Raw genomic sequence first — 12577 nt, forward strand, 5'->3', positions numbered from 1 at the left:
GCTAAGGTCTTAGTCCGACCCGATCTGACTATGCCATGGTTGCCCGGTCACGCCACGTCACTCGTCGGGGCGGCGGTGTCCCGTACGGAGTCGATGATCGTGACCAGGCGGTCCACGTCGGCGGAGGGGAAGATCAGATCCGGGTACGCCGCGATGTCGCTGAACGGGGACTCGTAGAGCCGCTCGGGTGCCATCACCCCGTCCCGGGTCAGGTGGTCGACTATCAGGTCGATGAAGCTGATCTGGTTGGCGGTCAGGGTACGACCCTTCAGGAACTCGCTGAACGCCTCGTTGGCCGCTTCCCGGTCGAGTCCGACCAGGGAGCGGACGAAGAGCCCGAGCCCGTCGGACGAGCGGCGGGCTCGGTCGATGTCCTCGGTGCCGCCACCGCTGGCCACGAGCATCCGTTCCAGCTCGTCGAGGTCGGTGGGGGAGAGCTGCCTGTTGCGGCGCAGCTTCTGCAACGCGAGATGGTTCTCGTGGTCGCGCAGGTACACCCGGGCCTTGGCGCGGAACCGCTCGAAGTCGGTACCGATCCTGATGTCGTTCAGCGAGACGAGCGAGATCTCACCCAGCTCGTCGCTGAAGTCGGTGTAGACGATGGCCCGCTTGGACCGCGAGATCAACCTGACCAGCCCGCGCAGGCGTCGACGCATCAGCTCCAGCATCAGCAACGTCACGTCCTGCCACCACCCGTCGCCGGCCACCTCGTCGAGGAGCCGCTGCTGTTCGCGTACGGCCGGGATGCTGGTCTGTTCCAGCAGCGCCGAGGCGATCTCCTGCACCTGCCGGCGCAGTCGTTCGTAGTCGGGCACCACGTCGAACTGGCCGAGCTGGAGGCGGAGCACCATCAGGTCGAACCGCTTCGCCGCCTCGTCGTCGTCCCGCACCGCGCTGGGCAGGTCGGCCAGGTTGCTGCCGATCTCCTCCACCGCCTCGGGGGTGAGCCGGTGCCAGTGCGTGAAGTCGACGTAGTACTCCACCAGGCGCCGCTTAGGGCGTACGACGAAGTTGTCGAGGTGGATGCTCGCCACCCGGCGGTGGAGGTCGCGGGCCAGCTCCCAGCGCAGGCCCGCCTCGCCCTGCGTCCCGTCGGCATCCGTTTCCGGGCCGGCGTCGGTGGGGAGACGCTGGTCGAGGCGGTGGATCAGGTCGAGCCGGGCCTTGAACACCCGCGCGGTCAGCGGCTCGGTGAGCTTCCCCTGTGCCGGCTCGGGGTTCTGGTTGAAGTACTCGAAGTTCTGGCAGAAGTCGAAGACGTAGAAGTCCTTCTTGTGCTGCCCGGGGCCGTAGAGGTCCCGGCAGAGCCGGGTACCCCGGCCGATCATCTGGAGGAACTTCGACTTGGACCGGACGATCTTGAAGAAGACCAGGTTGACGACCTCGGGTACGTCGACGCCGGTGTCGAGCATGTCCACCGAGATCGCGATGTGCGGCTCCTTCTCCTGCTGCGCGAACGCGTCGATGAGGCTCTGCGCGTACTTCGTCCGGTGGGTGACGACCCGGGCCAGGTGACCGGTGTGCGTCGGGTACGCGCGGTCGAACCGTTCCTGGATGAAGTTCGCGTGGGCCTCGTTCTTGGCGAAGACGATCGTCTTGCCGATCCGGTCACCACCGGCCACACGGTGGCCGTGGGTCATCAGCGTCTCCAGGACCTTGTCCACGGTGTCGGCGTTGAAGAGCCACTTGTTGACCGCGTCCGCGTCGACGCTCTCCGGCGGCCCGTCGTCACCCCAGTCGAGCGAGTCCCAGGCGTCCTTCTCCTCCTCGCTGAGGTCGTCGTAGCGGATGCCGTCGCGCTGGAACTTCAGCGGTACGGAGACCGCACGCGGCGGGACGAGGTAGTCCTCGTTCACCGCCTCCTCCAGGTCGTAGTGGTCGGTGGGGACGCCGTCCTCAAGGTGGAACAGGCTGTAGGTGTTGCGGTCGATCTCGTTGCGCGGGGTGGCGGTGAGCCCGACCAGCAGGCTGTCGAACCAGGAGAAGATCGCCCGGTACTTCTGGTAGACCGACCGGTGCGCCTCGTCGATGACGACCAGGTCGAAGTAGCCGGGCCCGAAGCGCCGCCCGCCGCTCGCGGTCTCGTTGATCAGGCCCATCATGGTCGGGTACGTCGAGACGTACACCCGGCCCTCGGCGTTCCTCTCCTCGACCAGGTTGACCGTGGCGACCGAGGGCAGGTGTTCCTTGAACGCGTTGGTCGCCTGCCGGACCAGGGCGTTACGGTCGGCGAGGAAGAGGACGTGCTTGACCCAGTTGGCCCGCATCAGCACGTCGACCAGGGCGATCACGGTACGGGTCTTGCCGGCACCGGTGGCCATCACCAGGAGCGCCTGACGCTGCCGGTCCCGCTCGAACGCCTCACCGATCTTGCGGATCGCCCGGTGCTGGTAGTGCCGCTCGACGATCTCGTTCCTGATGGGTACGTCCGCGAGCGGCCGGCGGATGGCGCGACGCTGGATCAGCAGCGCCAACTCGCCTTTGGTGTGGAAGCCCTGCACCGGGCGGGGCGGGTAGGTGGTGTCGTCCCAGAGCCAGGTGTCGTAGCCATTGGTGTAGAAGATGACCGGGCGCTGACCGTACCGTCGCTCCAGGCAGTCGGCGTAGAGCTTGGCCTGCTGCTTGCCGGCGGTGGGGTCCCGCCGGGCGCGCTTGGCCTCGACCACCGCGAGCGGTTTGCCGTCGTCACCCCAGAGGACGTAGTCGACGTAACCGGTGCCCGTGGTGTTGGGCATGCCGGTCACCGGGAACTCGCGGTCCTCCGGACGGTCGAGCCGCCAGCCGGCCTCGTTGAGCAGCAGGTCGATGAAGAGGTCGCGGGTCTGCGCCTCGTCGTAGTCGTGGTCGTCGGGACGGGCCTCGTTGGCGGCCTTCGCGGCGGCGATCTCGGCGCGCAGCCGCGCCAGCTCGGCGTCGAGGGTGGCGCTCTTCTCGCGTTCGGCGGCGAGCGCCGCGTCCCGGGCGGCGAGCCGGTCGGCGAGCGCCTTCAACTCGGCCTGGGTCTGCTGCCGCACCTCGGCCGGGACCGGTCGGGGGATGAGCTGCGGGTCGAAGGCGAGGGCGCCCGCCGGGACGTGCGCCGGGTCGCGGGTGTAGTGCCGGGCGATCCAGTACGTGACGTGGAACAGCTCCCGCAGGACCGGCACCGACTCCTTCGTCGTCACCGGGGTCCGCTCGTGCACGGCCCGGTTGCCCTGCCTGCGGATGACGTTCATCTTGGTCTGGAGACCGTTGCCCACCAGGTTGCGCAGCGTCGGCTCGTGGATCTTCGCGGAAAGATCATCCCTGTACGGCCGGGAAAGTGTGGCGTCGGCGTCGAAGAGCCAGCCGAGCGCGAGTTCCAATGTGCGCCGGGCGTAGAAACACGAGCCCCGCGGATCGGCGACGGCAAGTCGCTCGGCCCGCAGGGCCTCGTCAAGCAGCTCGGGCCACTCGGCCCGCAGGAACGCGAAGTTGCTCACCGGACTTCGACCCCCCACAGTGGACAGCCCCAGAGCATCTCACATCAGAGCAACCCCCGAAAAGCCCGATCCTGCAACGACGCAAACAACGCATCCAACTCCGCCAGACCAGAGGAGTAGGTGGCACGAAGTGCATCAACAGCCGCAACCCGGGCCGTGAACCGATCTTGCAGCTCCAGCGGTGGCGAAAAGAATGAGATGCCTCCCAATCCCTTCTGGTTGACCTTGTAAGTGCCATTGGTGGTATGCGCCGAGAGCTCGATCTGCCGCCGGACGCCAGCCGACCGCCAAACGTGCTCTAGAAAGGCGGGGCGCACTAGCTCGGTTCTGACCCGTGCGGCGATAATCGTGTCCGGGAAGGCGGTGTCCGGCATCGCCTGTAAAGGAAAAAAGCCTCGACCGACGAGGTTAATATTACCGTTTCCCCGGCAGATAAAAAAATCGGCAGGGTGCACGACCTGGGCGGCCGAATGCGGCACGAGGAAGGTCGCTGACTTTCTTGCCGTAGGGTTGAATTGTTGCCCTGTGATGCTAGAAAGTGTGAGCACATACCCCTCAATCTCCCCGCGAGTGGCAGGGGAAATACCGTTTCGAAGAGGTATGCCTAGAACGTTCGCGAGCCTAATCGAAGGCCAGCCATGCGGATTGGTTTCCGACGATCCAAATAGGTCGAGAAAGATGCCCAGGGCTAGCTCGTCGAGGTGGGCGAGGGCTTCGCGGCGTTTGGCTCGCAGATCGTCCGCCCGATCCAACGCCTCCGCGATTCTCCGCTGCTCAGCCAGCGAAGGAAGCGGTACCGCCAGCCGCAACAGGGCGTCCCGCCCTACCGTCGCCTGGTTTACCCACTGGCGACACATGGCCTTGAAGGTCCCGCGATCGAATTGCAGTTGTAGCCAACGGGAGAGGTAGGCTGGCAGGAGTATCGAAGGATCAACGCGGAGTCGAAGGAAGTGATTGCTGAACACCGTCGGTCCGTCGATCGCATTGAACAACGCTGTCTTGCCAACCAAGTCAGGGCTGTTGGTCGCGTTGAAAAGGACATCACCCTCGCGTAGCAAAAAGTTGACCATCCCAGGCCGCTGCGAAGGGACCAGCCGACGCTTCGACAAGTCGAGCCGGCCATCCCGGGTAATGTTGTTCATCCGGATCTGGAAGATGCCGTCTTCGGCTTCCTCCCCGCAGGCGAAACCCGGCTTGGCCTCGAGTACAAGATCTCCCAGGCGCTTCGTAGAGAGGGCCATCATCCGAGCGTCGCTTTCAGATCGGCCATGCCCTGCTGAATCTCGGACTCCAGCCTCTCCAGGTCAGTCAAGATGTCGAGAGGCGACCGGTGCTCGACCTCCTCGTGGACGACCTCCTTGTAGCGGTTGAGGCTGAGGTCGTAGCCCTGCTCGACGATGTCGGCCTTGGGTACGCAGAAGCTCTGCTCGGTCCGCGCCCGCTGCAACTCGTCGCCGTCCCGGCGGAACCACCGTGCCAGCGCGTCCGGCAGGTTGTTCTTCGCGTGTTCTTCCTCGGTCAGCGCCACAGCCGGTGTCGGCCCACGCTTCTCGTCCGGCAGCAACGGAGTCCGTTTGTCGTCCAGGCTCCAGCCGTCGGCGGTCACCTCGTAGAACCAGACGTTGTCGGTTCCGCCGCTGTTGGTCTTGGTGAAGAGCAGGATTGCGGTGGAGACGCCCGAGTAGGGCTTGAAGGTGCCGCTGGGCAGCTTCACCACCCCGTCGAGCTTCTGTTCCTCGACCAGCATCCGGCGTAGCTCCTTGTGCGCCTTGCTCGATCCGAAGAGCACGCCGTCCGGCACGATCACGGCCGCCCGGCCGCCGGGCTTGAGCAGCCGGAGGAAGAGGGCGAGGAAGAGCAGTTCGGTCTTTTTGGTCTTGACGATCCGCTGGAGGTCCTTGGAGGTGCTCTCGTAGTCGAGGCTGCCGGCGAACGGTGGGTTGGCCAGGATCAGGGAGTACTTCTCTGTCTCACCGCTGACGGTCTCGGCCAGTGAGTCGCGGTAGTGGATGTCCGGGCGCTCCACCCCGTGCAGCAGCATGTTCATGCTGCCGATCCGCAGCATTGTGCCGTCGAAGTCGAAGCCGTGGAACATGCCCTCGTGGAAGTGCTCCCGGTGCTTTGCATCGAGCAGCGCTTCCGGGTGGGTGTGCCGGAGGTACTCGCCGGCTTCGACCAGGAAGCCGGCGGTGCCGCAGGCCGGGTCGCAGATCTTGTCGGTCGGCGTCGGTGCCGTCATCTCGACCATGAGCTGTATAACGTGCCGGGACGTACGGAACTGGCCGTTGTGTCCGGCTGTGGCGATCTTGCCGAGCATGTACTCGTAGAGATCGCCCTTGGTGTCCCGGTCCTCCATCGGGATCTGGTCGAGCATGTCGACCACGCGGCCGAGAAGCGCCGGGGTGGGGATGGTGAACCGGGCGTCCCGCATGTGGTGCGAGTAGGTCGACCCGTCGCTACCGAGCGTCTGGAGGTAGGGGAACACCTGATGGGCAACGATCTTGAACATCGTCTCCGGGTCCAGTCCCCTGAACTGGGACCAGCGGAGTTCCTGCTGGTCCGGCCCGAACCGGAGCGTGACCGGGGCGTTCGGGAAGCGCGCCTTTTTCGCCTCCTGCTGGGTCTCGATCTCGTCCAGCCGCTTGATGAAGAGCAGGTAGGTGATCTGCTCGATCACCTCCAGCGGGTTCGAGATGCCACCCGACCAGAAGGCGTCCCAGACGCGGTCGACCTTGCTCTTCAGTTCTCCGGTTATCACGTGCCCTCGTCCCCATGGCGTCATTCCTTAGATCCGTCCACAGGCTACAGTCCTGATCAAGAAATCAGTCTGGTGTGGATCAACGGGCCGCGCCCGGGGGTGGGCGCTCTGGAAGGCCGCCATCACCATGGTCGACCCAGGCGCCCCGCAACCGCGCCGTACGGAACAGGAGCGGGCGTTCGCGGCCGTACTCCACGACCTGTCCGCAGGCTGACCTGGCCCGCTGCTCCGGGGCGGCAGGTCAGCGGGTGGTACGCCGGGGAACGGGGGCAGGAGGAGTGAGCTTCCGGAGCCCGGCCACCTGGACGAAGACCGCCCGTTGGGCCACCGCGTCGCCGTCGTTGTCCAGTTCGTACCCATCGAGCCACACCCAACCGTGGTACGTCTCCCAGCCGAGCACCCGGATCAGGCGGAACCTGATCGGCCTGACGAACTGGACGCTGGCGGCCCGGGTGAGGTGGAGCAGATCCCCGGCCCTGAGCCCGGCCGCCGCTACCGGTACCGGAGCCATGCCCTGATCCGGGTTCGTGCGACGTGAACGATCAGACACCATCCGCTGGCCGTGCAGTGCGGGCAGCGGTGATGGCGGTGGTATTCGAGGACGTACCAGGCGTACCGGATCAGGTGGGGTGCCCGCCGCGTCGTCACGACCAGCGTCCGGCCCGGTGTTCGCCGGCGCGGGTCAGCAACGGCCGTTCCGCCAGGTAGGTCACCCGGGCCACGCCCACAGCCCGGTACGCTCCCGCCCGCTCCGGATAGCTCGTCGCCGGTCCGAGGCGGTCGAGTGGCCGCGTGGGGCGGCGCGTGAACGGCCAGAGCCGCCGCAGCAGACCGGGGCGGGTCGGAGTCTTCGCGTGCCGAGCCATAGATGCCTCCCGAACGTAGCGGTTTCCAATCACAGAGTGACAAGTCTCGACTGGGAAGTCTAGATTTCCATGGAAGATTTCCAGAGAAGCTAAATGCTCGCGGGGCGTTCCTTGAACTCGGAGGTGGAGGGGAGAACACTGGCGGTTCACGACGCTGGAGGTGGATGTGGCGAGGGCAAGCGGCCCGACGATCGCGCGCTGGCAGCTCGGCCGGGAGCTGCACCGGCTCCGCGAGGCTGCTGGCGTCTCCCACAAGGAGATCGCGGCCGAGCTGGGCTGCTCGGAGTCGAAGATCTACAAGATCGAATCAGGGGTGGTCGGTGTCAGCCGGGCCGACGTGATCGTGATGCTCACCCGCTACGGCGTCGGCGACGATCGGGTACGACAGACCGCCCTCGACCTCCAGCGTCAGGGCAAGGAACGCGGTTGGTGGGCGAAGTTCGGCCAACTCCCGAACACCTACGGCATGTACATCGGGTTGGAGTCCGCAGCGACGGCGGTACGAAACTTCGAGTTGGCCGTCGTGCCGGGGCTGCTCCAGACCGAGGCATACGCCTACGCGATCACCAGTGCCGCATGGCCGGGCCAGATCGAAGAAGTGCGCCGCCGGGTCGAGGTGCGCATGACCAGGCAGGCTTGCCTGACCGAAGAGCCGGCGCTCAAGTTCTGGGGAATCGTGGACGAGGGGGTGCTGCGTCGTCAGACCGGCGGCCCGGACGTCATGCGCGCCCAGCTCCATCACCTCATCGAGATGAGCGACCGGCCGAACATCGAGCTTCAGGTACTGCCGTTCAGTGAGGGTTGGCACCCCGGCACCGTGGGCTCCTTCTCGATCCTGGAGTTTCCCGAGGACATCCACAGCCCAGTCGTGTACGTGATCAGCCAGGCGGGAGACGCCTATCTTGAACGCGAGGATGACTTGCGACGCGTTACGCTTGCCTACACTCACCTGCACGCGGCAGCGCTCAGCGTCAACAAGTCCCGGGAGCTGATCGCCGCCATCGCCCAGGACATGACGTAGGGAGAGTCGCGCAATGGACCGGTCACCGGTGGTGTGGCGCAAGAGCAGCCGAAGCGACGCCAACAGCCAGTGCGTCGAGGTGGCGGACCTTCGTAACGGGGTCGCCGTCCGGGACAGCAAGGACAGGGGCGGTCCCGTGCTGGCCTTCGACGCCCAGGGCTGGCGTAGGTTCGTCGACTCCCTCAAGACCGACTAGCGCCACCTCCCGTACCCGATGAGGCAGTGACGTGCCCCGGCTCCCACCTGCGGAGCCGGGGCACGTTCCTTCTATCCGTGGCGCAGCTCCTCAACGGCCTCGTCCTAGCCGGCGCACGTTGGCGGGGCTGGCCATCAGGGCCCCTTCTTGACTCCCCATCGACGGGTGCGTCCCGCGGCGTTCGCGCAACATCCGGGAAAGAGCCCTGTCGGGTACGCCGACAGCGGGCAGTTTCCTGGAAGTAGCACGATCTTGGACGTACGGCGTTGCTCAGCGCAGCGAGGCGCGGGCCGAGAAGGCGATGCTGGCCAGCAGGAAGCCGCCGTTCACCACGGTGAACGCCACCACCACCCAGAACGTCAACGCCGGGGCGAACATCAGCACCAGCCCGGCCACGAAGATCACCGCGCCGTAGTCCCGGATCAGCTTGACCAGGCGTACCGGCAGCGAGGTCGAGGTGACCATGCTGGCCGCGTTCGGCCCGGCCTGCATCACCGACGTCACCAGGTTGACCATCCAGGTACCGGCGAACGCCGCCACCAGCCAGACCGGCGTCGACGGGCGCTGCGCCACGGCCACCGTGCCGAGCGCGGTCACCAGCGCGATCTGGGCCGCCACGTCACAGAGCACGTCGACCCGGGCGCCCGCCGGGCTGCCCTGCCCGGCCACCCGGGCAAGCTGACCGTCCGCACAGTCCAGGGCGTACGCCACCTGCCAACCGACCAGCGCGACCAGCCCGACCAGCCAGGCCGGTACCGTCCCGGCGGCCACCCGGTCGGCGAGCGCCACCACGGTCACCGAGGCGGTCAGCCCGAGTACCAGGTTGGCGATGGTCAGCGCGGTCGGCCGCAGCCCCAGCCGGTGCGCACCGGCGGCGAAGACCGCGCCCAGCCACTGGCTCAGGGACTCGCTGAACAGCCCCCCGCCCCGGTTTGTACGGTGGAAGTCGGCGACGGTGGGTCGGGACAGCTCAGTCGAGGTGGTTGCGGAGTGCACCGGCGTAGTCTGCCAGCCGCACCCGGACCTCGGAAGCCGACAGGGCGAGGTGTTCGAGGATGGTGTACCGGTCCGGCCGGGTCTGTGGGGCGAACTCCACCGCCTCGACGAACTGCTCGTCACTCAGCCCCAGCCCAGCGGGGGTGGTGGCGAGCCCGTGGCGGTGCAGGCAGCGGGCGAGCTGGCCGAACCGCTCCAGATCCCCGCGCAGCCAGGTGCAGAAGAGCGCACCCAGCCCGGCCTGCTCGCCGTGCGACCCGGTACCCGGAAAGAGGTGGTCGATGGCGTGCGAGATCTCGTGGTCGCCGCCGCTCGCCGGACGCGACGAGCCGCAGACCGCCATCGAGATGCCGCCCAGGATCAGCGCCTCGGCCAGCGTGGTGAGGAAGCCGTCGTCGGTGATCTTGCCGGGGTGGTTGACCAGCGCCTCCGCCCCGGTCCGGGCCAGGGTGACGGCCAGGCCGTCGATCGGCTCACCGCGTACCCGGTGGCCCAGCTCCCAGTCGGCCACCGAGTTGAGGTTGCTGACCGCGTCCCCGATCCCGGCCTGGGTCTGCCGGTCCGGTCCGTTCTCCACGAAGTCCAGGTCCACCACCACGGCGATCGGGATGTGCACGCCGTAGGAGCCCTTGCGCCCGTCGTGGGTCAGAGACGCCACCGGCGAGGCGATGCCGTCGTTGGCCAGGCTGGTCGCCACCGTCACCATCGGGATGCCGTACCGGGTGGCCGCGTACTTCGCGGTGTCGATGGTCCGGCCACCGCCGATGCCGACCACCGCGTCGTACGACCGGGTGTGCAGCCGGGTACCCAGGTCGAGCGCGGCATCCACCGAACCACCGGTGACCGTGAAGACGTCGGCCGAGCCGAGCGTCGGCCGGATCAACTCGACGATCTTCTCGCCCTGACCCGGCCCCACCACCACCGCCACGTCACCGCCGGCCGAGATCCGCCGGTCGGCCAGCAGCGGCCCGAGGTCCGCCACCGCACCCCGCCGCACCTCGATGGCGAGCGGGGTCATGACGGTACGGGCTAGTAGTGACACGCGATCTCCCGGGCCCGGGCCAGATCGTCGTGGTTGTCGACCTCGACCCACGGGATGTCGCCGATCGACGCGGCGCGGACCTCCCCGCCCCGCTCGGCGAACTCCTGGTAGCCGTCCTCGTAGTAGAGGTTCGGGTCCCGCCGCCAGGTGGCCTCCAGCGCGTCGGCCAGCCCGTCCGCCACGTGCGGCTCGATCAGCGTGGCACCGATGTACTCCCCGTACGCCTCGGCCGGGTCCATCAGCTTGGTGATCCGGGTGAGCTGGCCGTCCGCGTCGAAGACGGTCTTCATCTCCTCGTCGGCCAGCTTCTTGACCGTGTCCACGGCGAGCAGGATGCCCGGCCCGCGCTGCGCCAGCAGGGTCTGCTCGACGCTGACCGGGTGCACGGTGTCCCCGTTGACCAGCAGGACGCCCCGGGCGAAGTGCTCCCGGGCCAGCCAGAGGGAGTAGGCGTTGTTCCACTCCTCGGCCTTGTCGTTGTGCACCAGGGTCAGCCGTACCCCGTACCGCTGCTCAAGATCCGCCTGTCGGGCCACGACCGCGTCGGCGGCGTACCCGACGACCACGACGACCTCGGTGAGCCCGACGGCGGCCAGGTTGCGCAGCGAGATGTCCAGGATCGTCGTCCCACCGTCCACCGGCACGAGCGCCTTGGGCAGGGTGTCGGTGTACGGGCGCAGCCGGCGCCCCGCCCCGGCGGCAAGCACCATACCGATCATTCCGACATCCTCCCTCGCGGTCACCACTACCGCAGGGAGGATAGCGAGCCGCACCCGGTGGATCAGCCGGCGGGCAGCGCGGCCAGGTCCGCCAGCATGGTCAGCCGCTCCTCCGGGGTGAGTACGGCGTACGGCCCGGCTGCCCGCCGGTCGGTCTCCAACTCGATGGCCAGCCGCTCCGGACCGGTCGGCAGATCCACGATGCTCCGGGCGGTGTGCCCGGCCGCCGTCCATGCGGCGGCGTGCGCGTCGGCCCGGTGGTAGCGCAGCACGGTGAGCCGGTTCAGCAGCAGCACGCCCAACGGGGTGCCGTCCGGCTCGTACGGCGGGGCCATGGTCACGAAGGCGGCGGCCAGGCCCGGATCGTCCTCCTCGGCGGCGCTGGCCAGGGCTGCACCGAGCAACCGGCCCAGCGTCTCCACCAGCCGCCCGACCCGCTCGGTGTGCTCCACCCACAGTTCCCGGGTGGCCCGGGCATGCAACTGGTAGATGTCGGTCAGGAACGCCGACCCACGTTCGGTGGCCAGGAAACCGCCGTCGTCCCGACGGTGGATCATGCCGTGCGCGACCTGCTTGTCGAGGGCGCGCTGGCAGAGCGAGGTGTCCCGGTAGCGGGTCACCGCGGCAAAGCCGGGGCCGCTCACCGTACCGCCGGGCGCGGCCAGCCGGGTCCGGAACTCGACCAGGAAGCCGGTCGCGGCGGGCCCGCCGTAGCGCTGGCTGAGTTCCGCTCCGCCCCGTTCACGGACGGCTGCCAGGGCTCCGACGACGACCCGGTCGACAGCCGGCGCGACGAGCCCCGCGAACCGGTGGGGCGGAAGCTCCACCTCCTCGCTCACCGACCGGTGGCACGCAGGGCGGCGAAGCCGGCCTCGGCGATCCGGCGGATCATGCCGTCGTTCACGTCACGGTGCTCGTCGAGGACCGTGACATCCTCCTCGGCCAGCCACCGGAACTCGGTGTGCTTGCCCACCTCCAACCGGGGATGGTCCAGGTCGCCGTCCACCCGGACCAGGAAATCGGTCTCGATCCGGGGCAGCCCGTCGTTGCCCGTCCACCGGTACTCGCCGACCAAGCCGAGCACCTGCGACACCGTCCAGCCGGTCTCCTCGGTGACCTCCCGCCGGAGCGTCTCCTCGATCGCCTCACCCGGCCTGGCGTGACCACCCACCACGTCCCAGGTGTTCGGGAAGAGTCGTCGGTCAGGGGATCGGCGCTGGAAGAAGATCCGGCCCTCGTCGTCGACGATCAGGGCCCCGGCGCAGCGGAGAGGCTCGGTGGACACGCCACGACAGTAGCGACCGGTGACCGTCAGCGGGAGGTGCTGGGGTCCCGTCCCGGTGGCGGCGGGTCGTCGCTGTGGTCGACCCGACCAGCCAGCCGGGCAGCGGCGGAACGGCGCCGGGGCCGGTCCCCCTCGGGAGGGACCGGCCCCGGTTCGGTGGAGCGTGGTGGTTACGGGCCGACGAAGAGGGCCTTGGCCCGCCAGTCGACACCGTCCACGGCGGGACCGCTGCG

The 12577-nt window shown here is 67.9% G+C and carries 12 protein-coding genes; 2 read left to right on the forward strand and 10 right to left on the reverse strand.

The window, feature by feature from the left end:
* Positions 1-47 precede the first annotated feature (47 nt).
* The 5 genes from V6U90_RS06440 to V6U90_RS06460 all read right to left on the reverse strand — a co-directional run bounded on the left by V6U90_RS06440 (position 48) and on the right by V6U90_RS06460 (position 7085).
* On the reverse strand, positions 48-3461 hold the full coding sequence (locus V6U90_RS06440) for a DEAD/DEAH box helicase family protein (RefSeq protein ID WP_334432014.1): 3414 nt from the start codon (positions 3459-3461) through the stop codon (positions 48-50).
* Positions 3462-3505: 44 nt separating this feature from the next.
* Positions 3506-4702 carry a restriction endonuclease subunit S gene (locus tag V6U90_RS06445; protein ID WP_334432016.1) on the reverse strand — a complete coding sequence of 399 codons (1197 nt, stop codon included), beginning with the start codon at positions 4700-4702 and terminating at the stop codon, positions 3506-3508.
* Complete coding sequence (locus tag V6U90_RS06450) at positions 4702-6219, reverse strand: type I restriction-modification system subunit M (protein WP_334432018.1); 1518 nt, start codon at positions 6217-6219, stop codon at positions 4702-4704. The genes V6U90_RS06445 and V6U90_RS06450 overlap by 1 nt, the downstream gene beginning before the upstream one ends.
* Positions 6220-6460: 241 nt before the next feature.
* A complete protein-coding gene (locus V6U90_RS06455) occupies positions 6461-6730 on the reverse strand; it encodes a hypothetical protein (protein WP_334432020.1) in 270 nt (89 codons plus the stop codon).
* 133 nt (positions 6731-6863) lie between these two features.
* A complete protein-coding gene (locus V6U90_RS06460) occupies positions 6864-7085 on the reverse strand; it encodes a hypothetical protein (RefSeq protein WP_334432022.1) in 222 nt (73 codons plus the stop codon).
* A 160-nt stretch (positions 7086-7245) separates the two neighbouring features.
* Between V6U90_RS06460 and V6U90_RS06465 the strand changes: the two genes are divergently transcribed.
* Both V6U90_RS06465 and V6U90_RS06470 read left to right on the forward strand, forming a co-directional pair.
* On the forward strand, positions 7246-8106 hold the full coding sequence (locus V6U90_RS06465) for a helix-turn-helix domain-containing protein (protein WP_334432024.1): 861 nt from the start codon (positions 7246-7248) through the stop codon (positions 8104-8106).
* A gap of 13 nt (positions 8107-8119) precedes the next feature.
* On the forward strand, positions 8120-8302 hold the full coding sequence (locus tag V6U90_RS06470; RefSeq protein WP_334432026.1) for a DUF397 domain-containing protein: 183 nt from the start codon (positions 8120-8122) through the stop codon (positions 8300-8302).
* Positions 8303-8572: 270 nt separating this feature from the next.
* Here the strand turns inward: V6U90_RS06470 and V6U90_RS06475 are convergent, their stop codons facing one another.
* The 5 genes from V6U90_RS06475 to V6U90_RS06495 all read right to left on the reverse strand — a co-directional run bounded on the left by V6U90_RS06475 (position 8573) and on the right by V6U90_RS06495 (position 12344).
* Positions 8573-9298 carry a CDP-alcohol phosphatidyltransferase family protein gene (locus V6U90_RS06475; RefSeq protein WP_334432028.1) on the reverse strand — a complete coding sequence of 242 codons (726 nt, stop codon included), beginning with the start codon at positions 9296-9298 and terminating at the stop codon, positions 8573-8575.
* Positions 9273-10340 (reverse strand): iron-containing alcohol dehydrogenase family protein, encoded by a 1068-nt coding sequence (locus V6U90_RS06480; RefSeq protein WP_334432030.1) that lies wholly within the window; start codon positions 10338-10340, stop codon positions 9273-9275. The genes V6U90_RS06475 and V6U90_RS06480 overlap by 26 nt, the downstream gene beginning before the upstream one ends.
* Entirely contained in the window at positions 10328-11059 is a 732-nt protein-coding gene (locus V6U90_RS06485) for a phosphocholine cytidylyltransferase family protein (protein WP_334432033.1), read from the reverse strand. Before V6U90_RS06485 ends, V6U90_RS06480 begins: the two co-directional genes overlap by 13 nt.
* Positions 11060-11121: 62 nt before the next feature.
* Positions 11122-11898 (reverse strand): hypothetical protein, encoded by a 777-nt coding sequence (locus tag V6U90_RS06490; RefSeq protein WP_334432035.1) that lies wholly within the window; start codon positions 11896-11898, stop codon positions 11122-11124.
* A complete protein-coding gene (locus V6U90_RS06495) occupies positions 11895-12344 on the reverse strand; it encodes an NUDIX domain-containing protein (RefSeq protein ID WP_334432037.1) in 450 nt (149 codons plus the stop codon). Before V6U90_RS06495 ends, V6U90_RS06490 begins: the two co-directional genes overlap by 4 nt.
* Positions 12345-12577 lie beyond the last annotated feature (233 nt).

The sequence above is a fragment of the Micromonospora sp. CPCC 206060 genome, assembly GCF_036906895.1.
In the GTDB taxonomy this organism is placed as follows: Bacteria; Actinomycetota; Actinomycetes; order Mycobacteriales; family Micromonosporaceae; genus Micromonospora.

Excerpts from the sequence above, each read along its gene's own strand:
- V6U90_RS06485 (WP_334432033.1), bottom strand. The coding sequence starts at position 11,059 with ATGATCGGTATGGTGCTTGCCGCCGGGGCGGGGCGCCGGCTGCGCCCG.
- V6U90_RS06445 (WP_334432016.1), bottom strand. The coding sequence starts at position 4,702 with ATGGCCCTCTCTACGAAGCGCCTGGGAGATCTTGTACTCGAGGCCAAG.
- V6U90_RS06460 (WP_334432022.1), bottom strand. The coding sequence starts at position 7,085 with ATGGCTCGGCACGCGAAGACTCCGACCCGCCCCGGTCTGCTGCGGCGG.
- V6U90_RS06455 (WP_334432020.1), bottom strand. The coding sequence starts at position 6,730 with ATGGCTCCGGTACCGGTAGCGGCGGCCGGGCTCAGGGCCGGGGATCTG.
- V6U90_RS06470 (WP_334432026.1), top strand. The coding sequence starts at position 8,120 with ATGGACCGGTCACCGGTGGTGTGGCGCAAGAGCAGCCGAAGCGACGCC.